Origin of the sequence: Granulicella sp. dw_53 (assembly GCF_018449545.1) — a bacterium.
Classification (GTDB): Bacteria; Acidobacteriota; Terriglobia; order Terriglobales; family Acidobacteriaceae; genus Edaphobacter.
On the sequence record NZ_JAAVUR010000001.1, the window covers coordinates 451,355 to 476,573 of the forward strand.

At 54.3% G+C, this 25,219-nt stretch carries 16 protein-coding genes, 1 tRNA gene and 2 pseudogenes; 6 read left to right on the forward strand and 13 right to left on the reverse strand.

Annotated elements, in window-relative coordinates; translation table 11 throughout:
- Positions 1–80: 80 nt before the first annotated feature.
- From HB393_RS01990 to HB393_RS02005, 4 genes are all read right to left on the reverse strand, one after another.
- Positions 81–1,388, reverse strand: coding sequence for a hypothetical protein (locus HB393_RS01990; RefSeq protein WP_213803458.1), 1,308 nt, complete (start codon positions 1,386–1,388; stop codon positions 81–83).
- A gap of 35 nt (positions 1,389–1,423) precedes the next feature.
- Positions 1,424–2,116 carry a cysteine peptidase family C39 domain-containing protein gene (locus tag HB393_RS01995; RefSeq protein WP_213803459.1) on the reverse strand — a complete coding sequence of 231 codons (693 nt, stop codon included), beginning with the start codon at positions 2,114–2,116 and terminating at the stop codon, positions 1,424–1,426.
- Positions 2,116–2,529 carry a hypothetical protein gene (locus HB393_RS02000; RefSeq protein ID WP_213803460.1) on the reverse strand — a complete coding sequence of 138 codons (414 nt, stop codon included), beginning with the start codon at positions 2,527–2,529 and terminating at the stop codon, positions 2,116–2,118. The genes HB393_RS01995 and HB393_RS02000 overlap by 1 nt, the downstream gene beginning before the upstream one ends.
- An 86-nt stretch (positions 2,530–2,615) precedes the next feature.
- Positions 2,616–3,758 carry a hypothetical protein gene (locus HB393_RS02005; RefSeq protein ID WP_213803461.1) on the reverse strand — a complete coding sequence of 381 codons (1,143 nt, stop codon included), beginning with the start codon at positions 3,756–3,758 and terminating at the stop codon, positions 2,616–2,618.
- 1,127 nt (positions 3,759–4,885) lie between these two features.
- Here HB393_RS02005 and HB393_RS02010 point away from each other — a divergent pair.
- Positions 4,886–4,973, forward strand: a tRNA-Ser gene (locus HB393_RS02010).
- 80 nt (positions 4,974–5,053) lie between these two features.
- On the opposite strand, the gene HB393_RS02015 is transcribed toward HB393_RS02010, so the two are convergent.
- Complete coding sequence (locus tag HB393_RS02015) at positions 5,054–6,784, reverse strand: carboxypeptidase-like regulatory domain-containing protein (RefSeq protein WP_213803462.1); 1,731 nt, start codon at positions 6,782–6,784, stop codon at positions 5,054–5,056.
- Positions 6,784–8,328: a carboxypeptidase-like regulatory domain-containing protein gene (locus tag HB393_RS02020; RefSeq protein WP_213803463.1), complete on the reverse strand. Its 1,545-nt coding sequence runs from the start codon at positions 8,326–8,328 to the stop codon at positions 6,784–6,786. The genes HB393_RS02015 and HB393_RS02020 overlap by 1 nt, the downstream gene beginning before the upstream one ends.
- 406 nt (positions 8,329–8,734) lie before the next feature.
- Here HB393_RS02020 and HB393_RS02025 point away from each other — a divergent pair.
- Positions 8,735–10,107: pseudogene (locus HB393_RS02025) on the forward strand (ISNCY family transposase).
- Positions 10,108–10,193: 86 nt separating this feature from the next.
- Here HB393_RS02025 and HB393_RS02030 read toward each other — a convergent pair.
- From HB393_RS02030 to HB393_RS02045, 4 genes are all read right to left on the reverse strand, one after another.
- On the reverse strand, positions 10,194–10,442 hold the full coding sequence (locus tag HB393_RS02030; protein ID WP_275951531.1) for a hypothetical protein: 249 nt from the start codon (positions 10,440–10,442) through the stop codon (positions 10,194–10,196).
- A gap of 696 nt (positions 10,443–11,138) precedes the next feature.
- Positions 11,139–12,473: a TULIP family P47-like protein gene (locus HB393_RS02035; protein ID WP_213803464.1), complete on the reverse strand. Its 1,335-nt coding sequence runs from the start codon at positions 12,471–12,473 to the stop codon at positions 11,139–11,141.
- 76 nt (positions 12,474–12,549) lie between these two features.
- The gene (locus HB393_RS02040) at positions 12,550–14,091 is read right to left on the reverse strand and encodes a TULIP family P47-like protein (RefSeq protein ID WP_213803465.1); all 1,542 of its coding nucleotides are present in this window, start codon (positions 14,089–14,091) and stop codon (positions 12,550–12,552) included.
- Positions 14,092–14,127: 36 nt separating this feature from the next.
- Positions 14,128–15,564 carry a TULIP family P47-like protein gene (locus HB393_RS02045; protein WP_213803466.1) on the reverse strand — a complete coding sequence of 479 codons (1,437 nt, stop codon included), beginning with the start codon at positions 15,562–15,564 and terminating at the stop codon, positions 14,128–14,130.
- Positions 15,565–16,349: 785 nt separating this feature from the next.
- Between HB393_RS02045 and HB393_RS02050 the strand changes: the two genes are divergently transcribed.
- Both HB393_RS02050 and HB393_RS02055 read left to right on the forward strand, forming a co-directional pair.
- On the forward strand, positions 16,350–18,017 hold the full coding sequence (locus tag HB393_RS02050; protein WP_255550755.1) for a GGDEF domain-containing phosphodiesterase: 1,668 nt from the start codon (positions 16,350–16,352) through the stop codon (positions 18,015–18,017).
- A 517-nt stretch (positions 18,018–18,534) separates the two neighbouring features.
- Positions 18,535–18,746, forward strand: a pseudogene (locus HB393_RS02055) (cold shock domain-containing protein).
- On the opposite strand, the gene HB393_RS02060 reads toward HB393_RS02055, so the two are convergent.
- Both HB393_RS02060 and HB393_RS02065 read right to left on the reverse strand, forming a co-directional pair.
- Positions 18,726–19,430 (reverse strand): Crp/Fnr family transcriptional regulator, encoded by a 705-nt coding sequence (locus tag HB393_RS02060; protein WP_213803468.1) that lies wholly within the window; start codon positions 19,428–19,430, stop codon positions 18,726–18,728. The pseudogene HB393_RS02055 and the gene HB393_RS02060 overlap by 21 nt on opposite strands.
- Before the next feature lie 1,146 nt (positions 19,431–20,576).
- Positions 20,577–21,986, reverse strand: coding sequence for an amidase (locus HB393_RS02065; RefSeq protein WP_213803469.1), 1,410 nt, complete (start codon positions 21,984–21,986; stop codon positions 20,577–20,579).
- Between the two features lie 110 nt (positions 21,987–22,096).
- On the opposite strand from HB393_RS02065, the gene HB393_RS02070 reads away from it, so the two are divergent.
- On the forward strand, positions 22,097–22,660 hold the full coding sequence (locus HB393_RS02070) for a TetR/AcrR family transcriptional regulator (protein WP_213803470.1): 564 nt from the start codon (positions 22,097–22,099) through the stop codon (positions 22,658–22,660).
- A 136-nt stretch (positions 22,661–22,796) separates the two neighbouring features.
- On the opposite strand, the gene HB393_RS02075 is transcribed toward HB393_RS02070, so the two are convergent.
- Positions 22,797–23,621 carry an alpha/beta hydrolase gene (locus HB393_RS02075; protein ID WP_213803471.1) on the reverse strand — a complete coding sequence of 275 codons (825 nt, stop codon included), beginning with the start codon at positions 23,619–23,621 and terminating at the stop codon, positions 22,797–22,799.
- Positions 23,622–23,926: 305 nt separating this feature from the next.
- On the opposite strand from HB393_RS02075, the gene HB393_RS02080 reads away from it, so the two are divergent.
- Complete coding sequence (locus HB393_RS02080) at positions 23,927–24,454, forward strand: TonB family protein (RefSeq protein WP_213803472.1); 528 nt, start codon at positions 23,927–23,929, stop codon at positions 24,452–24,454.
- The last annotated feature ends 765 nt before the right edge of the window (positions 24,455–25,219 follow it).

The window sequence follows — 25,219 nt, forward strand, 5'->3', positions numbered from 1 at the left end:
TGTTATTCCGCAATCGCGAAAATAGTTGCGCTCGACCCACCCATGGTTCTTTTGATGAAGCAGCCGAGCCGTTGCGAGAGCTACCTCGTGGCCAGCTTCTTGGATTTAGATCCCCACAGTGACAACCGGAGCGGAAAACCTATCGAGAATTGAAGATTAGGAGTGTCCGGTGTCAACCCTACACCAAAGCTCAGGTCCATGGTTTTGCCGGGGGCATACATGTAACTTGTGCCGAGTCGTAGGGTGCCTTCGACTAAGTACGATGCTGGTATGTCGGTGGCGTTGACTCGTGTTACACGGGTAAAACGCTGATCCCAACCTAGTGTGAACGAGGTCTCAGGATTCAAAGCGAGAATCGATCCGATCTGAAAGCCTACGGCGTCGCCGGGTTTGATGCGAGCGACGGTGGTAGCGGAGGGGTTCTGCGGATCGTTGGCGTTTATCGTATGTTTTGCCGCGAGGTTGGCGGTGTAGGAGAGGTTGCCGAAGAAGACCATCGGGTCGCTGGACTTGGCCAGCGTCAGGTTGCCCTGCCATGCGTTGAAGCCGGTTCCGAGTGCGACCTGGCTGCTGGCGAGATTGAAGCTATCTTTGCCGGTCGTCGATTTGAAGAGGACGTTTGCGAGGATGTCGGGCATGCGCCGATGCTCGGTGGTGATCTGCCGGGATACGGATGCGGCTAGATCGCCGAGGCCGAAGCTGCTGGAGGACGCTTCCGTGTTGGTCGCGTCGACGGATCGGAATAGCTCGTAGCCGTAGGGGACACGGAAGTCCATTTGAAATTTATGCGGAAGTCCGAGGCGAGTGATGAAGGTGGGAAGCAGATAGTCCTGGCGTACGCGCTGAGAGGTTATATCGCCGACGACGAGTACGGGCAGGAGGGCGAATCCATTGACCGAAAGGTGGTCGGACGAGGCGCTGAAGTAGGAGACGGTGTGATCGATCTCCAAGGTGCCGGAGGGAAGCAGAAGGCCGCCGCGAACGACGAGGGCCTGATCGAGAGCGGTGGTGGCGTTCCGCTCCGCAGCATCGTAGGTCGAGTTCGATACGACGGAGGTGGCTGCGGCTGCCGCTGCCATTGCCGAAGTTGTGTGGCTGACCGGAGCAGGAGCAGCCGGAGTGACTGGCTTCGATTCTTCTTTAGGTATGGCAGCCGCACTTTCGCCATTGAGTCTGCGCTCCAGGTCGGATACGCGCTGGAGGAGGTTGCGAATGATGGCGTCTCGCTCGCGCAGGGCCTCCTGCAACTTGATGTCGATGGGGTCTCTTGTCTGGGGTCTTGGGACTCCCGGTACTGCGGGTGTTGCCGGTGCTGTTGTCTGAGCTTGCATCGATCCTACAAGGACTACCTGCATGAGGCAGCCTCGCAACACAGTTCGCCACGACATCCGATTTGCCTCTCGTTAGAACGGATTGTGTTTCGTTAGTACAGATAGTTGCTTGGAGCAGTGACTCCGATCTTGCGGGTGATCACTGTCTCGTCGGGCAGGAGCCGCGCCGCGAGGGTGAACTTCTGATCGGGGATCATCCTTTCGTCCGGCGGGTGAACCGCGAAGACGATACCGGCGTTCCACATCTTTTGAAAGCGGTCGACGCGCATGGTCATGTTGCCGAAGCCGGGGTCGCCTAAGATGATGTGGCCCGCAACGATGCCCTTCACGACGACAAAGTGATCGAAGCCCTTCACGCGAATGGGCACGATGACCCAGGTCTTCTCCTGGGCGAGATCCTCAATGGACATGCCGCTGAATCCTTCGGCGTGGTATCCCCTAGCCTCAGCGAAGTGCTTGAGATCGAGGAGCGAGAATCCGCCGCGGGAGCGCACGCGAACGGCATCGACGCGATGCAGAATCCAGACGACGATGGAGGTCTCAGGGGTGTCGTCCTTGAAGTTGTAGGTGAGCACGGTGCTCAAGGCGGCGGCTCCGCAGCTCATATCCCAACGCTGACGGACTACGCCCTCGGAGCGAATCTCCATGAGGCTGCGAATATTCTTGCTCCCTGCTACTCCCGTCGTTGCTACGGAGCTCTGAGCACAGACGGGAGCAGAAAGAAGAAAAGAACTTGCCAGCCCAATTGCCAGTCCGGTAGCAAGTGTTCTTTTATGCCAAGACATTAGTGCTTTCCACCCATGTTGGTCTGGATTATTGTTCCGATGGTCGAACCGATACTGACGTTGAGGTTCACCAGGACTTGGACCGCGGAGTTGACTGCGACGATGTTGTTCAGAGCGCTCAGACCTGATTGCGCGCCATCGGTCAAATTGATTGAACCCATGTTGGTTGTTGAGATCGGTGAGGTCAACTGTCTCATGTTTCCGCTAGCCTCAACCAATCCATTTGAGGTGGCTGCCGAACCCTGAAAGTTTATGACTCCGTTGTTGCCCATTGAGGCTGAAACTCCACCGGCTGTGACACGATCCAGTTGGGAATCACTCAATGGCTCCAGTTTGTGCGAAGCCAGTCTTTGAGCCATACCCACCTGAGTGAGTAGGGCAAGACCAGAGATCACTAAAAGACGACGATTCATACATGCTCCTTAACCTGAATCAGGCAGAGGCGTAAGACAGGGCTCCGCCACGATAGAGTGGAAGGAACCCTGTCTTACCGCCAGTTTTAGCGAACTTGAGAGACGACGTTGACCTGGTTGAGAGCGGGGGTGAAGTTCATGTTTCCAGTGTGAGCGATGTTGACTCCGTTGGCGACCATTCCGCCAGCCGAGTTCACGAGGTTGATTGCGCTGGCGTTCTGTTCCGCGGCACCAGCGAGATCGACGCTGTTGGTGGTGCTGCTGCTGATGCTCGCGCTGTCTGCCGCGATGTTGGTCGCGTTGGCATGGGCAAAGGCAGCGAGATCATACGGTGCAACTGCAGCCGCTACTGTGACGGTAGCGTTGCTCTTCTCGTTCTGGACGAAGACATTGGCCTGGTTCACCTCGGACTCGTTGCTGCTGTCCTGGCTGCCGAGGCGGCTGGTGTAGAGGTTGACGCCGTCAGCAACGGCGCTGTTCGCGGAGTTGACGATGTTAAGGCCGGATGCACCAGCCAATGCGTTGTCGCTCAGATTGACGGAACCGCTGTTGGTGGTGGAGACGGATGCATCATCGATTGCAATCGCGCTTCCGCCGGTGAGGCCGGACTGCGCAACGAAGTTGATCTGGTTGAGAGTGGGGGTGGCGTTCACGTTGGTAGATGCGGCGATGTTCACGCCGTTCGCAACGGTGCCGCCAGCGGCGTTTACGATGTTAATTCCTTTCGCGTCCTGCTCTGACGCTCCCGACAGATTGACGCTGTAATTGTTGGTGGTGTCGACCGACGCGCCGGCGGCTGCGATGTTCGTTGCTCTGGCAGCCGCTGTCGCCTCCAAGACATCGTCAAGTCGTGCAGCAACTACGACAGCAGCGTCTGTCTTCTGGGTCTGAACGACGGCGTTGACCTGGTTCACCGGCGCTCCGCCGTTGGAGGCCTGGGTGGTCAGGTCGTTGGCATAGACGTTGACGCCACTACCTACCAGGCTGTCGGACGAGTTTACGATGTTGACGCCGGTCGCGCTAGCGAGAGCGCTCCCGCTCAGGTTGACGGAGCCGGCGTTGGTGGTAGTGACGGAGGCGTTATCGACTGCGATGGCGCTACCTGCGGTGACGTTGTCCATCTGGGTGTCGCGGAGTGGCTGCGCGCTGTGTTTGGTTTTATCCTGGGCAAAGGCAGAGCCGCTGACGAGAACCGAAGCTGTGACAAGAGTGCATACGACCTTATTCATAATTTCTCCATAGAAGTAGTTGACGAAGCGCATCCGTGTACGCAGTTCACAAAGGAATTGCATGGCGGACAATCCGATGCCGCATTCGAGCTCCCCCTTACAAGCACGAGGAACACCAGCATCACTTATCTGTGCAATTTCGGGAGCACATTGCACAGAAGTGCATGAAGCACGATGTGCGTTCAGGTGCCTCACGCCACATAAAACAACCAAAATTTAGATTTATTCCGGTTCCATGCTAGGTCGGGATGTCATTAGCCTACATCTACATCTAAATCTAAATCTAAAACGACATAGACTGACGGGAATAAATTGAACATAGTCCTTACTGTGCAATTTACTGGCAACTCAATAGGGTGAATTCGATGGGGAAGCTCGCATCATAACTGCCACAGATAAGCTAAGCATTTTATGGATGACAGGATCGTAGTAAGTGCGAAGGCCCATATCCATTGCAGTAATTTGTAACACTCGAGAGAGGTTCGTCGACGCTACATTTGCAGATACGGCTACCGTAGCAGAACACTGTAATATTCAGCTTTTCAAGATAGAGCGACTACGAGTTCCTAACAGGCCGAGATCTTAGAAAGGTCCATTACTACGATTAATAAAATTGATATCTGTGTAAATAATGCGGAGTTCGAGGTGTCTAAGTGAGTTGGGGGTTGCTGCAGATAAGCCGTCTAAAAAACACGCTGCTTCGAACCATCATGGCCCTTCCATAAAGCAAAAGGGACGGGACAGAAAAAAGTTGCCAAATACACAGTGGCGCAGTGGCCGAGTTCGACACCGCACTCACGGAGGTTAATATCACCTCCGCACGCAATGTCGTCACAAGCGACGAGTCTCTGTCCATCGCACAGGTGGGAACAAGACGCCAACCGGCGGAGTGATACAGCGCCCACTCCGAGAGTCGTACAGGACGTTGGTTTAGACCTGAGGGAAGCAGGGAAGTGATGCCACACCGGATCAACAGGTATACGTCTCGTCTAGTGAAAGCGTTTAGCCTAAAAACTGAGTCTCCCTTTCGCGACAATGTTTCGGCTATACCGTTCTTCGGCGCAAACAGCCAAAGGCGCTGCTGAAATATTCCGATTGTGTTAGATTCAATAAGTCCGCTCTACTGCGGAGAGATGGCCGAGTGGCTGAAGGCGCACGCTTGGAAAGCGTGTATACCGCAAGGTATCCAGGGTTCGAATCCCTGTCTCTCCGCCAATTCACGTCACAACTCCTTGAAGAAGCCGACCTAAACGCATAAAAATAAGCAGCTTAGACTTGCCTCGCTAAGACGTGGGTCAGGGAAGCTGCGCAACCACTTCTGGCGTAACATTCGCCGAAGAACGAAGATCCAGTGGAATGCCATGGGTCAGGTAGCGGGCAAGCGTCGACGGATCGTTCCAATTAACGTTCCACCCATGCTCGATAGCCACAAGGATGTACTGACCTGGAATAACAGAATTGAGGTCATAGCTGCCGTCCGTATTGGTCTGATCGCGACGCGTCTCCGCGATGCTGCCGGCTTCATCCAGGCTGATAGGGACCAGTAGCACCAGTGCACCAGCCAGCGGTTTCTTGTCTAGACTGACCACTCCACTAACCTTGGCGCGACCTGTGGCGATGTGAATGGTGAGCGAGGATTCGCCACTTGGAACCGTGACCATACGGCCCGGGATCTCTTTCGTCCCTTGAGTCAAGCCCGTAAGAAAGAAGTCCATGCTCCCGTTTTGATAGACGAGATAACGACCCGGTGGAAGGTCCAGGATACGTGCAGGGCGATCCGATGAAGACGCCTGTGACTCTGGAAGTGATCTCAAGGATCGTTGACCGTTTTGAAACTGGTGAGATGTAGGCATCGACCGGAAGACCTCATGATCGTTGCCGGCATCAACAAAGGTAATAGGCAAAGATTCCGTTCCAGGTACTCCATCGAGAATGAGCGAAACGGATGCAGTTGTTGTAGCGGCTCCCAAGTCGAGATTATGGGCAGAGCTCGCGGTGATATTAACAATGGTGGAGTGGCTCAACTGCCCATTTTCATCTGGCGCTTGTATACGGTACAGGCCTGGGGCGAGCCCGGCCACATCTAGCTCACCCTGGTTGATGGACATTGAGAGTGGCATAGCGCCATTGGGAGAGACACTTGTGACTTGAGGAGCTCTGGGCATTCGGCGATTCGCGGCAGGGACAGACAGGTCAGCGGCTGGAAGCGGAATACGCAAATGGATCGCCGGAATAGGTTGCAACTGCATATCGGCTTGGCGGGTCTCACCGTCATGGAGAGTGAGAACCTCTGCGGCGTCCACACTTGAAACTCCAGGGAACCATGTGACCGGGTAGACAACATCGAGTGAGGGATCGATTTGAGAAGTGCTGGAACGTGGGCGGCCAACTTGTAAAGATTGCGCATACCAGGCCCGTGCAGAGACTGAGACGCGATAATCTCCCGGCGCAAGCGCTGCGACCTCATAGCGGCCACGGTCATCGGTGATTGCGAAAGTACGTCTCGTAGAGGCCTGTTGGCCTTCGACTCCAGAACGGGGCACCGCATAAACAGAAATCTGTGCCTGGCGGACGGGTTCATTGCCCTCATCGAGAATGATGCCAGTGATTACGGAGTCTGGGACGAGGCGAAAAAGAAGATCGAAACGGGGTGTTTCTTCTGTCAGAACTATGGTGGAAGAGAGGTCTCCGTGCTGATCGTACAGCTGAGGCCTATACCCCTTGGCACTGGCTCCAAGCGACCACCTGCCCACTGACGAGAGTGGCATGGTGAAATGGCCGTGTTCATCGGTATCCACACCGTTCTGCTGGGAAACCGTTCGGCGCAAATTGGCCGAACCACGATCAATCTTGCTAGGAACGAGATGGCAGCGGGGAACTGGAAGCCCAGTCAAAGTGCTGACGACAGTACCCGTGATGCTATAAGGAGATGGCTGTGTCGGCGGCGTCTCGGCTAAGAACGACGTTGCGACAAGTCCAGCCAATATAAAAGTAAAAAGGGAAGTGATACGGTTGGCGACAGGCATTACGGCTGCATCTCCGCCTGCGGAACAACGCTCAAATCGAGTGCAGACTGAGCGCCGGCACTAACCGTGACAGATTGCAAGTAGGTAGAGAACGACGCAAGTGCGGCAGGATCGGCGAGTTCTGCAGAATAGCGATGCTCAAAGGCTATAGCTTGATAGGAGCCAGGAGGAAGGTTCGCACGGCTATAGCTCCCGTCATTACCGTTGCTGCGCAGTGTATAGATTGGAGTCGCGCTTGGGGCGCTGCTGATGAGATAAATCCAACATCCCCTGCAGACTTGTCCCTTCAACTTGGCGTTCCCTTGAAGAGTTCCAGTCTGATTGCTGACAAGCAGGTGGATCGTAGTACCTGTGGCGCTGGCTGCTACAACAAGATCTTGGCCAAGAAGATCAGAGCTGCCATAGCTTGCAGTCTTGACATACCACTGGCTAAAACCTCGAGCCAGGAGACGATACCTTCCAGGCGGAGCTGCAAACGAGGGAAGACCACCGCGAGCAGGCATAAGGTTCACAGTAGCCGTGCCTTCATCCTGATCAACCCGCTGGAGTGTAAGACCCAATTGCATGGCAGTCGGCGAACCCTGATTAGAGAACTGATCTGTCAAAACCCCGCTCGCGGCCAAAGAAGGCCTCTGGCTATTATCGGACGTTGCTGACGAATCAAGATGAAGCTCGACAGGAATCGAAGGCGTTGCAACGAAGCGCAGAACCGTCCCGGCCGTAGTGGACGATTCCGGAGAATCCTCAAGAACGGTCTCAGCCCCAGTGACGGTCACGCTCGTCTCCGCAATCTCAACGGCGTCCGTGTTTTGTATTCTAGCCGAAAGTTTGTAGGTCCCGGAAGGGAGATAGATCGTGGCTCGGCCAGGAGAACGGCTCGCGACAACACCTACATTGAAACTGATGCCATCGCTCGTTCGAGCCGTAATCTGGGGAAAGCCATGTTCCGAACCCGTCTCCATTCGTAGAAGTACCGGGTAGGAACGACGTACCGCGGGATGCAAGTCGAAGTGCCGCTCCTCACCGCTGCGAAGGTGAATCACCTGTGAATCAGATCCCGCGGCCGGCCCCAGAGCCGAGGCGGGAAGAACCGCTTCTCCATCCTCAGAGCTTCGTGCGACGTAGCGTGTTTCGATCTTGTAATCGCCAGCCGGCACAGGAAGACGAAAATTTCCATGGAGATCGGTCTGGGCTTGAGCAACTACCATCCAGCGATGCACAAGTTCGTCGTAGGTGCCACGGAGAGCCTGGACGCTGATGTTAGAAAGCGGTATATCGTTCGGATCGGTCACAGTTCCAGTCGCGAGAGCCTCAGGATAGAGGCGAAGTTCGATCGGACCAGTGAGTTGATTCAACTGGAAAAATTGGTTTGGAGGATCGGACGGGTCAATGGAAGTCGAGAACCCAGGCTTTGTGATCTGAAGGTTGACCGTGATATCAGTAACCTGGTCGAACTCGAATTTGCCCTCATGGTCAGTAAGCAAAGCGCGATCGTTGAAGCGGACCAGAACGCGTGGGATAGGAAGACCAGTGGCAGCATTCACGACACGCCCTAGAAGCGTCGCCGAGGCCGCTGACGTACTCGAAGATTGAAGATTTTGGGACCACAAGCACAGAGGTTGATAACCCCAGAAAGCCAACATAAAGACCGCGGCGATTTTTAGCACCACACCCGCACTCCACCGGCCAACACCAAAAGCTACTTCACCCAAATTTAAATGGTAATGACGGGGAGTCAGATACACCTACAACACCTCGACGGGAACGACTATTAGACGTTAAGACTGTCGAAATATCATACCCGGGAGGTACAGGCCATCAAGGTTTCACACATCACAGAATTATCCAAGTCACCTCTTATGTCCGATAACAAATATTATGTATATTGACAGTGTAGCGGCTCAATAGAAATGTCATGGTCCAGCTCGTTAGAACTGTCAGGTTCTAAGGATGGCATGGATTTCTATGAGCGAGCGGGACGTAAAGCGGATCCAGGTTTTGGCGGAAGTTCGGGCCGGTAAGCGGACGGTGGTTTCGGCGGCGACTGTGCTAGACCTGGGGGTACGGCAGACATTCCGCCTCATATCGCGATACGAGGCTGGTGGCGCTGGCGCGCTAATCCACCAAGCTCGTGGCAGAGCCTCCAATCGCCAGTTGAGCGCGGGCATACGGGAGTATGCAGTTGAATTGGTGCGAACGAAGTACGCAGACTTTGGCCCCACCCTCGCAACGGAAATTCTTCAGGAGAAGCATTCGATAACCATTGGTCGCGAGACGCTCCGGCGATGGCTCATGGCAGACGGTCTATGGCTTTCACGCAAGCAACGGAAGACCTTCCACCAGCCACGGCTGAGGCGAGAGCGCTTCGGCGAACTAGTCCAGATAGACGGCAGCGATCACCGATGGTTCGAGGATCGTGGCGAGCCCTGTACCTTGCTCGTGTTCATCGACGACGCAACTAGCCGACTGATGCAGCTTCGATTCGTACTGAGCGAGAGCACGGACAGCTATCTGACCGCAGTCCACGGCTACGTGCTGGCCTTTGGCTGCCCCGTAGCCTTCTATTCTGACAAGCACGTAGTCTTCCGGGTGAACAAGCCGAACGCCGTGGGCGGCGCGGGCATGACGCAGCTTGGCCGAGCCTTGGCGGAGCTAAATATCGAGATCATCTGTGCCAACTCAAGCCAGGCGAAGGGCCGCGTGGAGCGAGTGAATCGCACACTACAGGACAGGCTGGTAAAAGAACTTCGACTCGCCAACGTCTGCGACATCAGTGCCGGAAACGTGTTCTTGCCAGCTTTCATGACCCAGTTCAATGCGCGTTTTGCTATCTCTTCCGCCCGTCCTGAGGATCTGCATCGGCCTCTATCGATCTCCATGGAAAAACTGACCGACATCTTGTGCCACCGCGAGCAACGCTATGTCGGAAGCCAGTTGACCTTGTCGTACGACCGCAAGCGGATCATCCTGGAGCGAAATTCTCTCTCCGAAGGACTCGATGGCAAGTATGTCGACGTTTACGACTTCCCTGATGGCCGCTTGGAAGTTCGTACGAAGGTCTCCTGCTTCCCTACCGCGTCTTCAGTAAGGATCAGAGGATTAGTCACACAGCGATCGTCGAGAACAAGCGCCTGGGCCACGCTCTTGCCGTCATCAAGGAACAGCGAGACTCGTACTTCAAGCCGAAGGTGAAGACGAACAGCCAGAAGGGCGGATACCAGAAGCGAGGTCGGCAGATCTACGGCCCGGACTACGTGCCGAAAATCCCTGTGAGATCTGTGAAAGAAGGTTCTACATCAAGCCCGGTCGAACAGGCGGGCTGACGACCTTGGCCTATCTTCGACAGGAACGGCGATGAAGTTCGTTTTGTCGGACGCGAAGTAGCGCCTGCGCATCCAGAACGCAACGTTCACCAATCCGATGAGCGCGGGTACTTCGATGAGAGGCCCGATGACTCCGACGAACCTTCACCGGAGCTCAGTCCGAAGACCGCAACGGCGATGGCCAGCTCGAAGTTATTTCTGGCCGCTGTAAGGGAGAGCGTTGCCAACTGCGCATAGTTCGCGCCTAGCTGCTTGCCGATCCAGAAGCTCACCAAAAACATGATGAGGAAGTAGAAGACCATACGCGTTGAAACGTATGGCCCAGCGAATTGCACCACTGATCGTATTTAATCCGTCTCTGGGTCTGTAGAGCGCCTCTTCTCATCCCTCGACTTGATTCGGACGCGGCTCTTGCAAGCAACGCACCTCCAAGGGTATAACCCAAACCATTCCGAGAGCTTCGCGTCGACAATTCCCTCGCGTTTAACCCTTCTCAAAAAACCAACCTGGCACTTTGAACACAACTTACGGCCCTTAGACATCACCGGCCCCGCTCTTCATTGAGGTACATGGTCTACTACCTTCACGCGCTGATCCTGGGTTCTTCCAGGTTATGTATCGTCAATCTGCAAATAGGTCGAACCTGGCATCTTAACAGGCGTGCGCGAAAGCGATTTTGCCCGCGTTCCTGAACTCAGCAGCGCCACAAAGGCTAACGGCCACTAATCTCGTTCTGTTCCACCTCCAGATAATTATCGAGATGAGTCTTGACGGCGCGATAGCACTTACAGGAGCGTCTTCCAGGACTAGCCGGTCGAGGATGACGGCCTTTCCACTGATGCCATCTCGGCTGTGAGCACAATTGAACAGAACCGCCTAATCGAATATTCATGTTTCTAAATCTCAGGAGTCTCTCAAAACGCCGACAGGTGCGAGGTAAACCGACACCACAACCACTCGGTCTACTCCAGCGACCTATCACTTCGTAGCAAAGATTATAGATTTCAGCTCGAAGTTCAGTGAATCAACCTTCAACATTGGCCCATCATAAAAAAGGCTCCGTTTACTCCAGCAACCTTTACGTCCAGTATTTGAGTGCCGGTCCAATGCACAGATTGAGGAGGATTCTTCGTGATGGATAGAGCCTCGCGGGCAAGAGAGTCCAGTTGTGAAGCGATGCTGTCTGCGATTAGCTTCACAACAAGTTCAGTAATGAGCACCGCGATCGGCCCGAGAAACCAGTAATACCAGGGAATATCGGCGGAGTGCCAACTCTCCGGGTTCGGGTCAGACAGAAAGGTGATCGTCTTGCTCGAAGCATCAAATCGAGATCGATTACGTGCCTTGATCCCGAACGTCATGCTGATACCGCCTTTAAGATCGCACGAACCGCTGATCGAGGTTTCCAGACCTTCGCCATTCGTGGACACGGAAAGGCTACTGATAACCGGGTAGTACGTGATTGCACCCGATTTCACCGACTTGGTCTCGAACGTACGTGTATTCCGGATCAGCCCCTTATCCTCGTCAAGAGTAAATACCGATGGTTGCGTTCCGTAAGCGGTGGGCAAAGCAGGGAGAATGACATTGCGCAGGAACATCGTATTGGAAATCAGAAAGCTGCCAGTGTAGCTGCTATTAATGGCGTTTTGATCGATCGTTCTCGACAGATTCTCGATCGGGCGGCGCGTGGTCACGCTGAGAATGGCCATGTAGCCATCGCTGGAACCAATCTTCTCCATGTACGTGTAGTCCGACTCGACCGGCGTGAGCCAGCTATTCGTGCCTGGTGGTACGAGGTTGATACTTGCGAATGCGAAGGCAATCTTCTGCGCATTGCGTACGACATATTCTGCAATCGACGCGCCAAGCAGCGTCTTGTGGCTTACGCTGAGCTTTCCCGAAGGATCGATAACGTTGACTACGGTGACGAAGCCCGGTCTGTGCGAATCCTGAGAAGCATACGCGACGTGCTCCAGGAAGAAAGCCAGCTCCTGCAAAGAGGCGTCGGGCTTTGGCATGATCCGCAGGAAGAGAGAAAGCACGATAGCCACGCCGTCGATGACGGTCTCGCTTGCGTTTGCAAACGTCTCCAGATCAGGAACGAGCGATTTCACATGCTCCGGAAGATTGATCGTCCCGATCTCCATCGTGCCCTTCTTGATCGTGAGCTTGAAGAAGAGTAACTTTCCGTCGCCCCCTTCAACGATCTCCCAGGAGAGAAAGCTGCCCGCAGCATGGATCGTGGGGTCGGAACCCAGATCTACCTCAAAGGTGGGAAGGAGAGATTGAAGATTGGTCGCCAGAGCCTGGTTGACCCGACGATTGCTGATCAGAAACACGGTATCCCAGCCGAAAGTCTGCATGAAATTGCTCCTTGGACACTGCGTGTCTTAGGTGATTGGCCAAGGGGGACCAGCATCAGTCCCCCTGTGACCCCTTTTAAGAACCGAACTGCGGATCGCCTCCGAGCTGGAAAGCACCGTTCAATCCAGCCGAGGTAAGTTTGAAAGCCTTGGAGTCAGGCCATTTGACGGAACTACTTCCATTCGAGATCAGCAAGGTAATCGCGGGAAGCGCGTTGGCGGCGTCACCTCCCGCGACCAGCCCGATCAACTCGGGCGTAGCCGCGGCTAGGCCGGCGATTACTAGGATGATGATGATTGCAATGATTCGCGGAACTACGGCAGTGATAATTCTTCCTGCCACTCCTGCAGCCACTGCGCCGACGATCGCGACAATGATCTCCGTGATCGTGACCCAAGTCTCTTTTTCAATCCACTGGTTTCGTACCGGAACCCGAGACTCCTTGAAATCAAGTGTCTGGGTGCCGTCAGGCTTGTTGATCAGAACGATCTTCTGGTAAGTGATCGTGTCTACCCAGGCGACGATTCCGGGTGAGATGTCGATACTAGTGCGAGTGTGAATCTGGATCTCTTCCCCCTTGACTTGCAGTTCGAAGATCTGCACGTACGGGGTATAGTCGATCAACCCGCTGCGGACCGGCGCCATCTTGAGCGAGCCGACGTTCACAATCATCTGGTTGTCTGAAGAGACCTTGAAGTTGGATGTCGTGGCTCCGTCGAACCCCTTATATAGCCCTGGCAAAATGACATTGCCCAGGAACCGGCCCATACTGATGTTGAGTCCGGAACGCTGCCCTGCAGGAATGGAATAAGGAGCCAACTGCTTGCTCAAACTGTCCGGGCTGCTGTTGGTCGTCATGTTCAGGACGCCAAACACGCAATCGTCTTCCGACGCCTTGGGGTCTTCAGGTTCGAAGTATGCATAGCTCGTATAAGTCGGCTTCAGCCACTGAAACTCTCCCTGTGCGGCGATCTCATTTAGGTTGACGGTAGCGAAGACGTACGAGAAGGTGCTTAGATTTTTCAGGAACCACTCCTGCAGGGCTCCCTTCATAAGCAGTTGCACGATGGTCGTCGGCTGCTTACCCGAGAATGTCATGTTCTGGATCACCACTGCAGGATCTTCCACGCTGCGCGATTCTGAATCGGCGTTCAGATCCATCGGTTCCAGGAGCGGGTTGGCCTCCGTTGGCGGCTTTCCAGGCAGATACTTGAGCTTGATCGAGATGTACACGTTTGCGCCGGTCATGGGGTAGGTTTTTGTCCCATTCGTCATAGTTCCCACGGCGATAGGGACAGACATGAACAGGATGCCCCCGCTGCCGCCACGCGAGATTTGCCAGCTTCCGAACTCGCCCTCGACGCCATAGTTCTCATCCTCGTCGACGACGATAGCGAACGTCTTCGGGTATCTGCTGGACTTCGCCAGCGCCTTATTGGCATCCGGCAAACGGATGGCAAACGTTGTGTCCCACCCTAAGGTGGTGCTTTCCCCTCCTGTGTCGGCTGCGGTAAATAGGGAACGTGGTTGGAAGTGGCGCCATGCGCGCGGCTTCGCCGGAAGGCCAACTGCCTCGAGGCTTGTGGCAAGCTTTGGGTGTTCCAGTATTTCGCTCATCTCGGAAAGTCCTTTCCTTTGGTGTAGTGGTTCTGGTTAGAAGGTGAACTGAAGGGTTCCGCCAAACTGAAACGCTCCATTGAGGCCGGCTTGCGCCAGCTCAAATTGCCCGGCGTCGGGCCACTGTACCGTTCCGGTCGCACCCTGCGCGAAGCCTCCGATCGGCGGCAGGACTGCGGCGGCGCCTCCGCCTGCAACCTCCGCAATCAAGTCAGGAATAAGACTCGCCACGCCTGCAACGATCGTGATAAGTACGGCTGCCAGAATGACCTTCGCGGTCGCTTCAAAAGCTTCCGCCGCGACGCCGGCAACCGCTCCCACGATGCTGACCACGATCTGCGTGATCTTTACCCCGTCGTCCACCTCGATCCAATGGTTTGTCGCCGTCGGTCTTCCATCCTTGAAATCCAGGGTTTGGCCGCCGTCAGGCTTTTGCACCAGAACGATCTTCTGGTAAGCGACGGAGTCCACCATCGCTCGAATTCCTGGAGAAATCGGTATCTTGGTGCGAACATGGATTTGCATTTCTTCGCCCAGAACCTGCGCTTCAAAGATCTCCAGCTGTGGCGTATATGACGTGCCGTTTACTTTCACCGGGTTCAGCTTGAACGACTCAGTATTCACAATCAGCCGGTTGTTCGCCACCAAAGTGAAGGTCGACGTAGTTGCATTGGAAAACGCCTTCGTCAGGCTGGGGAGCATCACTTTCTCGAGATACCGCGCCATCCCGATCGTGAATCCCGCCGGGCTCCCCTTGGGCACGCAGTTAGGACCAAGCTGGTTCGCCAATCCAGCCACACTGCGGTTCTCGGTCATGCTGATCACCCCGAAAAAGCTGTCTTCCTCCGTCGCGCCGTCCAGATATGCGTAGGCGCTGTAGGTCGGCTTCAACCACTGAAAGGCCCCGCCGCTTACATCGTTCAAGCTGACCACTGCGAACACATGCGCAAACAACGCGATATTATCGTTGAACCACGTTTCCATCCCCGCTTTCATCAGCAATTGCACGTAGGGCGACGGCGCTGGGTCTAGAAATTCGAAGCCGTGCAGCACGACGGCGGGATCGGCTACGCTGCGAGCCTGCGGATCGGTCATCAGCGACATCCGCTCCGTCGAGCTCTCGAGTGGCTGGGCGGAGAGCGGTGCCGTCACATACCGTAGCTTTACAGAGACAATCGCAACCGATCCGTCCATTGGATAGCTGACTATCGAACCGTCCTGACTGATCGTCATCGCACCGGTTGCGATTGGAATCGCTAGCATGACAATGCCGCCGCTCCCACCTTGCGTCATCTGCCAGGGTCCGAAGGTTCCTTTCATCGCATAATCTTCCTGCGGATCGATCAGGATCTCGAAGCTAGTCGGCCAGCGTTTGTCTTTGGCGATGGCCGCGTTGACATCCTTTAGGCAGATGGCAAAAGAACTGTCCCAGCCTAGCGTTGAAGTTTCGCCGTCCCGGAAATCGGTCGACATCGTGTCACGCCGCCGAAACATAGGGGCGCACCCTGTCTCAAGTTGGGGCAGACCTAATTGCTTTCTGCTAGCCACCGAGTCTAGATCTAAGCTCACAGCGTAAGTCATAGTGCCTCCTCTGATATTGCACGTCACGTTAGAACAGCGGTATGTAGAAGTTTAGGTTTGCCTCCGGCCCCATGAGCGGCTGGACCAAGCCAATAGGTAACTAAAGCTATGAGTAAGCCGCTAAGCGGCTCTTATTGGCAACTTGTCGAGCATTTACGACACAGCTATGTATCTCCTGGAAAGCCTGGGAGTAATTGACATAAGACCAGCGCACGCGCGGTAAGTAGCACGAACGAGAACTTACGAGCTGAGTTAAAAAGGGTCAAATAGAAGCCGGTACTACTCTGTGTTTGACGGCGAGCAAAAGATAGAGCGCTCTTGTGCTCCCTATAGTCCGAGCAAAATCGATTCCTGTCAAGAGACTTTTCAGTTGCTAGAAATAAAGCCACAGAGCTTCGCTTCTGGATCTATCTGTTGTCTTCGGAGCCATGTGTCGTAAGTAATGAATCCTTAAGTTGGCAATAAAAGTGCCTGAAGGAAATGAGCAAGACGAAGGCGAAAGATGCCTTCCGGATCGCCGTGTATGAGGCGCACGCACCCGTTGTTCTAATGAGCGCTCGGCGCGGTACCTCTTTTGGACAATCTCTAGCAATACAACTTTTGGGGCATTGATTTTGTCTGGCAGTTGCTCTCATGTTGTCTCTGGATTCTGTTCACGGTCCCAACTGCATTTTATGATGCCACCGAAGAGGTCTAGGCAGGAACAAGCTCGTGTCCGTAAGACCTCGCATATTACTCCTATCTTGGTTGCCAGCAATCCGCTGCCGATGTGGATATATGATGTGGAATCGTTACGCTTCTTAGAAGTCAATGAGCATGCCACCCATCTATACGGCTATACCCAAGAAGAATTCCTTTCGCTCACGGTCAATGACCTATTCCCCGAAAGCGACCTCTCTAAGGCCGAACACGGCCCATATACAAAGCTCATCGACATCGAACAAAAGACGGTCAGTACGACCAAAGATGGAACACTGATTCCCGTGAAGTTACACGTCAGTGAACTCCGTTATCGTGGCAAACAAGCTAGATATGTTGTGGTTGAAGATGTAACCGAGATGCACTCAGTCCAAGAACTTGTTCGACTGGCTCATCATGACGATCTTACGGGCTTACCAAATAGAATACTACTCAAACAAAGGATGGCCGAGTCATTCAATGCTGCCAAGAAGAATGGCCGCCGTGCCGGGCTTATCTGCCTGGATCTCGACCGCTTCAAACAGATAAACGACTGGTACGGGCACGCGATAGGAGACGAGTGTCTGAAAGAAGTTGGAAGCACGCTGGTGCGCCGAATGCGAGGAATGGATACAGTAGCTCGTACCGGCGGAGAAGAGTTCACTCTGGTCTTAGCAGAGGTGGAGAGCGTAGAGGCGGCGGAGGTGGTTGCCAAGGCGTTATTGCAGATTTTCTCGTCACCGTTAGAGGTAGAAGGGCACAGCATCAGCCTCAGCGCAAGTATTGGGATGTCTGTCTTTCCCGATCACGGGACAGATGATTCAGTGCTCTGGAGGAGTGCAGATGCTGCCATGTATCGGGCAAAACGAGCAGGCGGTAACCGCCACGCGATGGCCGCATCGATAACAACTGTGATGTCTGAAAATATTGGGATCGAAAATCATATGCGTGAAAACCTTTCGTCTGGAGGGTTTCACCTTCAGTATCAAACACAATATTTTATGAGTGGTCAGATTCGCGGGATGGAGGCTCTCATTCGGCTCCCTCACGGTAGCCTCGGCTTCGTCAGCCCTGATCGCTTTATCCCCCTCGCCGAAGAGAATGGGCTAATCCATAATATTGGCAAGTGGGTTATCCAAGAGGCCTGTCGTCAACTGATGATATGGAACCGCGATCGGGAAGTTCCGGTGTGCATAGCAGTGAACGTGTCTCCCCTGCAACTCATGCGTGACGACTTCGCCGACGAGGTTCGAGAAGCCATCCTAGAATTTGGTATTGATCCCACATGGCTGGAAATGGAAATCACCGAACGCGCGATCTTGAACTTCGACGAAATCGCTAAACGCATGATCAGTCTTGCGAATTTAGGTATCCGCTTCGCCATCGACGACTTTGGAACTGGATACTCGTCATTGCAGCATCTCCAGCGTCTGCCTGTCTCGACGCTCAAAATCGACCGCTCGTTCATACAACGGCTTTCAGAGTCGAGTCGGAGTTACTCAATCGTAAAGGCAATCATCGCAATGGGTCACAGCCTTCAAATGCAGATAGTGTCTGAAGGGGTAGAGGTGGAAGATCAAATGCGGGTCTTGCGGAAGCTTCATTGTGACTCCGTTCAGGGCTTTTTACTGTCCCGTCCGGTCGACCCAGAAGCGATATCGCTCTGAGTTCCGAAGCCTTCGCAGTCACCTCGCTATGAGGTATATGTCTTGATATCTTCCATATTGTTGTACGGACATGATGCGCGTTTGCTCGAAACGAGAGCTTTGGTTCTCGAACGCTCCGGTCATCGAGTTCGAATGGTGACGAGTCTCGATGCTCTTGAGCGTATCTTATCTACCGAACAGACCGATCTTCTGGTTTTGTGCCACTCTCTCTCGATGGAAGAGTGCGGACGCTCTATCGCCCTCACCCTTCCCTGGCCGCGGATAAGGAGTCTGATTTTGACCGTGGGTCCGGAGAGTGGCCATGCCCTGTTTCCGGGAACTATCCTCGACGCTATGGATGGACCGGCGAAGCTCGTTTCAATCGTAGGGAAGCTCGTTCAATCTGAGAGTAAAGTAAATGCCCAGATTTACTAAGCTTTGGCCAAGGAGAATTCATAGTCCCAGCCTCAAGGTATAGTGAAATCGTTTCAACAATGCAAAAGGCTACGGTTTTCTCGGACACGATGGCGGTAACGATGTGTTTGCACACTACAGCTCGATCCAATGCGGCGGATACAAATCGCTCAAAGGAAACTACCGGGTTGCATTCGACATCGTTCAAGGAACAATGGCCCGCAAGCTTCCCTCACCGTGTCTTCCCAGGGGTTTAGCGATTTTCGGCCTAACCCTCAGTCTTCGAAAAACAGGGCGTATCACCCGCGAATGAATCTAGCTCTGGACCGCTTCTAGATCGTCATCGAGGTGATCCATGACTATGCGATAACACTCGCAGGAATACTTTTCAAGCCCTGGCCTGTCTCGGATGACGATCTTTCCTCGGCTGTATTGAATGAGGCCTTCATTCTGAAGGTGCTCCGCAGCCAAGCTGACGGTCGAGCGGTTGCTACCCAACATGCCAGCGGGATACTCATGAGTGAGGGGGAGGATAGGGTTATCGGAACGGTCATCCCACAACAGCAGCCAGCGTGATAGGCGTTGAGAGACGGTGTGATGAGCGTTGCATCCGGCGGATTGGCAGGCTTGAATGAGTAGAGCCTGAATATATTGAAGAACCACGTCGTGAAAACGTCCGAAACGAGCGAATTCGGAGATGGCGGTATCAATGCGACAGGAAAAGCCATAGCCGCTCATTCGCATGTACACCTTATGGATACTTCTGCGAGTTCCGATAAGAGCAGAAGCTCCCATGACTGACTCATAGCCGAAAAGACCCATCTCGACCTGAAAGCCATCGCCATATGTAGTTGTCATTGAGCCGATGCCTTTCTCGATAAAGATGAGTTGATCAATGGGCTCTCCGGGGTCCTCGATCTGATGGCCGGATGGCAGGCGCAAAGATCTAAGTTGAAGACGTTCAATTATTTCCGGGTCAAGGGAGCCGAGGATCTTGTTCTTAATGATGGTTATATTCATATTGACCTCTATTAACAACGTGGCACTTATAACAATGTGGCACTTACGTGTGCCATACCACCTCTGGAGGAGGATGACCAGCAAAATTTTTACCAATCGCTTCAGACAAGTTTCAGCAATGCGACACTTACGAAACTCACGCTTGCTCCGAGTGAAGCCGACTTCCGCTTCACCCTGGGCTCCAGCGCACTTTACGCCTTTGGATATAAGCACCCTCTGCTGCACGCTCGTATGCCTCGCTCCTAACAGGGAAGGCTAAAGTAGAACGAGTCACGCTGCTCGGCACAAAGGCCCCGCTCAGGTTTGTGCAAACCCAAGACGGACTTGAGGCCTTGAGGCCACGTTGCCCGCAGAAGCAGACGCGGTAGCCGCGAACATGACGTATTGCCTGCGAATTGAAGGTTCAGTTCTTCTCGCCGACAGTAGATGAATTGATTACCCCGTGAGTGGTCGGTCCTAGTTCTGTAGATGCGCTTCTCGCCAGGCTCCTTCTGGCCAGAGGCTAAAATCTCTAGCGCAAAATCGCCCAAGTCACTCATAGAACTGTCCGTATGCAGTGCTACGGAAACAAAGGCTTCCCCGACCCGAAGACTACCGCCTCCGTTCCAGATTCTAGTTGCAAAGTGCCGTTGGGATCTATTTTCGCGGTTTTGCCAAAAAACGCGGTGGAAATGCCGGTCTGATGGAAAGCGTGGAAGCGAGGACGATGAAGCTGTCCTCGCTCCCCCTCTTCCCACAGCCCTTGGAAATCGCCAAAAGCGGCGATTCCCACATTACGCACCGCACGACGGCTACGGACTTATATACTGGCATTTCTATTGGGCGTTGACCCCTGTCATTTCAATTGAGCAGCAACAGCAAAGTAGAAGGGTGCGGTTTCCGTCCGTCCATTCAGGTAAAACTGGTCCTCAATTGCAGGTAAAACTGCACCGGGTCTTCCTCCGTCTTGGCGTGGGCGGCAATCAACTATTGCTTTAGCCTTGGGTCCGTTCGCAGGGTCAAATGACTAGTGCCTAGTTTGCTCACGCAATGGCTGCATCTGGAGTAGCCACCCGCTCAGCCTTCCCGGCTTTCCGCACCAAAAGAAAAGGAGCAAGCAGGTGCAGTTCGTCCGTTCCTGCTTGCTCCCTCTTGACGAGTTGCGTCTTAGATATTCGGGTGTAGGCCGCTTACGGGGCTTACCTGCTCCAGAAGCGACGCTACTTGGAGAATCGTGGCCTCGGCTTGCCAGTTGCCAACGATTTGTACGCCGATCGGCATTCCTTCCTTGCTCGTGCCGAACCGCATGGAAACGCCCGGCAGGCCAGTCACACTCAAAGGCGACGTCGCGGACATGATGCCCATGATGCCAACGGTCTGGCCGTTGATCTCCAACTCTTCCTGACCATGCTTGAAAGAGGAAGTCGGCACTACCGGAGTGAGCAATACGTCGTACTTCTTGAAGTACTCCGCATAGCCATCCCTCAGCCGCTCCGCTGCCTGCTCCGCATCGATGTACTCCTTCATCGGCGTATCGGGGAGCGACAACACATATCTTGCCATAGAGGAGAGCTCATCGTCCCTGCGACCGGCTGTAGCCTCCTGGACTGCAGGCTTCATCTCCAGGGCGTGCAGGCGGCTGAACACATCCAGCGCAAAGTCTCGCTCAAGCGCGGGGATGCGCACAGGCTCGACGGAGTGACCGAAGCCTTTAAGCGCGTCCGCGGCAGCTTCCACGGTCGCTGCAACATCGCGGGCGATCGGTCCAAAGCCGGGCTCTACCAGCCAGCCCACCCGAAGCGGACGCTTGCTTGAACCAACAACTCCGGCATCAAACGGGACCGCGCTGCCGGAGGCTCCATCGAATCCGTCAGCTCCAGCGAGCTGCGAAAAGGCCAGCGTCAGATCGCGAATGCTCCGGGCCATCGGGCCTACATGCCAAAAACGACGCGGCACACGCGGCCAGATGCCTGTCATCGGGACGCGCCCGTGCGTCGCCTTCAGCGAGACAATGCCGGTATGGGCTGCCGGACCACGCAAGGAGATCGCGAGGTCGGTACCGAGGCCAAGCGGAGACATGCCCGCCGCGATCGCCGCCGACTCGCCCCCGCTTGAGCCACCGGGCGTAAGAGTCAGATCCCAGGGGTTGTTCGAGCGGCCGCTAAGCAGATTGTCGCTTTCAACGCCATAGGAGAATTCAGGAAGGTTGGTCTTCGCAAGTAGAATGCCCCCTGCCTTCTTCATGCGTGCAACGCTGGTGGCATCGGTTTCGGGCACGCGTCCTTTGAAGATGAGCGAACCGCGTTGAGTCAGCACGTTCGCAGTGTCGATCGAATCTTTCACGGTGAATGGCACACCGTGCAAGGGTCCCAGTTTATCTCCCCTCAGTACAGCCGATTCTGCTGCCCTGGCGGACTCGAGTGCATCATTGGCAATCGTAACGACTGCGTTGACCTTGGGGTTGAGGGCCTCGATGCGATCGAGGTGTGCCTTCATCACTTCGACCGGAGAGACCTCGCGTGTGCGGATCAGTTCGGCCAGCTTCGTTGCGTCGGAATAGGTGAGTTCAGTACTCATTGTTTTACCTTTCTACCTGCCACTAGACAGGCAATATTGAGATTCAACCTGCCACATGGTAGATTCAATAATGAAAGATTTTTTTGCTGCACAGCGATGGAAGGGTTGTTATGAGCGCAAATACTCGCGAAGATATACTAGCCGCCGCAAGGCTTGTCGGCCAGGCTCACGGCTACGGAGGTTTGAACTTTCGTGATTTAGCACAAGAGGTGGGCATCAAAGCTGCGAGTATCCACTATCACTTCCCTAGCAAGGCGGATCTGGCTGTGGCGGTAGCGAAGCGCTACTGGGAGGATTCGGCGGCTGATCTTGAATCCCTGACGAAGAACTCATCGGGGCCGCTGGAAGCCCTGCGCCACTACCCTGAAACCTTTCGCGCATCATTGGAGAACGAGAATCGCATCTGCCTCTGTAGCTTTATGTCGGCGCAATTCGACGATCTGCCCGACTTGGTGAAAACCGAAGTTCAAGCCTTTGCTGACGTCAATATTGCATGGCTTAAGAAGATGCTGGTTGCCGCTAAAGTTGTCAGCCACAGGGAAGCCGAGAAGCGAGCGCGTGCTATCTACTCTGGAATAGTGGGCGCTCAACTAGTGGCAAGGAGTCGGGCAGACATCACGCTTTACGATAACCTGATCGAAAGTTACCGCACAGCAGGATTGCTTCCTGCCTAAGCGCCGATTCGTAATGTGAAACGGCATCATCCTCGGCAATCCTCTGTATAACGAACCGGCGACAATCCGTATTGGATTCCGCCGGCCGTCTTGGCGATACAACTACTTGCACTGATTGATAGTTAGCACAACTCTCTCAGCCTTTGAGGAACGCTAACAAATCGGCATTGATCGTCTCTGCGTGCGTAGTAGGCATGCCATGCGGGAAATCCTTGTAGGTCTTCAGGGTCCCGTTCTTCAACAGCTTGGCAGACAGCGGCCCAGCGGCAACATAAGGCACAATCTGATCGTCTTCGCTATGCATCACCAACACAGGCACAGTGATCTTCCTGAGGTCTTCCGTAAAGTCAGTCTGGGAGAAGGCCACAATGCCGTCATAGTGCGCCTTGGCGCCACCCATCATTCCCTGCCGCCACCAATTCTGTATCACTGCCTCCGAGGACTTCGCACCCGGTCGGTTATAGCCGTAAAAAGGTCCGACTGGCAGGTCCCGATAGAACTGCGAACGGTTGGCAGCGAGTTGCGCCTGCAGATCGTCGAACACGGACTTGGGAAGACCAAGCGGATTGGCTGCGGTCTTCACCATGAGCGGAGGCACAGCACTGATCAGCGCCGCTTTGGACACGCGGCTTTCGCCATGCCGCCCCAGATATCGCGCCACCTCACCGCCTCCGGTGGAATGGCCCACATGGATGGCGTCCTTCAGGTCGAGATGTGTCGTAAGAGCGGCTAGGTCGTCCGCATAATGGTCCATATCGTGACCATCCCCAGTCTGGGTTGAACGGCCATGCCCGCGACGGTCATGCGCGATCACACGGTAACCATGGCGCAGAAAGAACAACATCTGCGTGTCCCAATCATCGGCCGACAATGGCCATCCATGACTGAATACAATGGGCTGACCTGAACCCCAGTCCTTGTAAAAGATCTCGATACCGTCCTTGGTTGTGATGGCGGGCATGTGACTCCTTTTAAAATCGATGGCTAACGCAACTCATTAAATTAAACCACAGCCACATGACTAGAGAACGATGGCTATTGTCCATAGCAACCTCGGCAATCTAGCAAACCAGGGAGCTATGTTGCATGCGAGAGCGCACGATCATCACGCCGAACCACCTTCATGCCCTGCTTCCTTTGAGCTCCGGAAATCAATGAGTTTTTTTGCTATTTCTTGGCCATCCTTATTCCACGTTTTGTTCCCTTCCCTGTACGATCACACCTGCGACGGGTATGACTGCAGCCTTCACAGCGAGGAGAAATGCTATGACGCTTGGATTGCCTATCTGGATTGGGAAGTCTTCGAGAAGTGCATTGATCGTACTGAGCATCTTCGGCCTCTGTGCCAATAGCAACCGCCTACTAGCCCAGAGCGACCAAGTGTCGAATTCTCTCCTCGCGACAGAGAACGAAGTCAACAACATCGCCACGCCGTCTGGCCGGACACTAGCCATCAGCTTCTTCTCAGACACGCATGGGGTGGACTTTGGTCCCTACGCCCAACAACTGATCCACACTCTTTCGGATTCATGGAATAGTTCAGCTATTCAAGGGCCTGGATCACCAATCAATAAAGATGGTTTCACTGCCATTCGCATCAGCATCAACATGGATGGCACGCTGAACGCGATGCGCTTAGACGGCAGCAGTGGCAACGTGGCTCTAGAGCGCGCAGCATTGAACTCTCTAAAGCAAGTAAAGGCGTTGCCATCTCTCCCGAAATCATTTACCGGTCCCAACCTAGATCTGCGGGTTCGATATGGCGTGCGGGCGAAGGTCGCAAAGGACTCATAGAGTCGGATGCGAGAATGGCATAAGCCTTGGAGCATTTGCTGTCTGCCGAGATGATGCCGCAGCCTCCAATGCAGACGGCCTTAAGGAACTTCCACAGGGCTCGATGACGATTTAGCCTGCCATCCTGACGGCTGACCAGAGGCATCGGCTCGAAGTGATCGAGCAGGAACTGCTGGCCATGGGGCGATGGCGTATGTGGCTGAAAAGGCAGTAAGAACTGTCCCGCGCGGACAACACATCGGAAGCGGCCCGGGGGGCAGCCAGGCCGTCGTCCTTCGGGGCTATTGCTTCGGAAAGACAGGAGACCAACGATGGATGAGCCGTCAGATTGCAAGCTAAATCTTTTGGGTCTGCATAAATATACGGCTGTTTGTGCAGCTTCCACTCCTGGCCATGATGTACTCACATTCTGAAGAGGCTAAAAGAAGAACGAGATGAACACGGGGCACAGTGCGCTGTCATAGAGACAGGGCTGTTCCCGAGTGTGGAAAGGGTTGCTGAGATATCGAGCGCTAACAAACCGAGTGTCTTTTGCGTTTCATTGGTACTAGTCTCTCTGCAAGGTTCACCTCGCTTGGCAGTTTACCTGCGTTGCCAATTCGCAAGCAGGCGAAAGCGCCGGTCGAGTATACCCACATATAACATGCAACTTATCGTTGGTGCTCATGATCGCACTCTGGCTGCTATAACGTCGTAGTGCATAGATTTCGGGAATAGGTGACGACAGTTGATGAACGAGTGGCAGACAGAGCTTGTTAGTGCAGC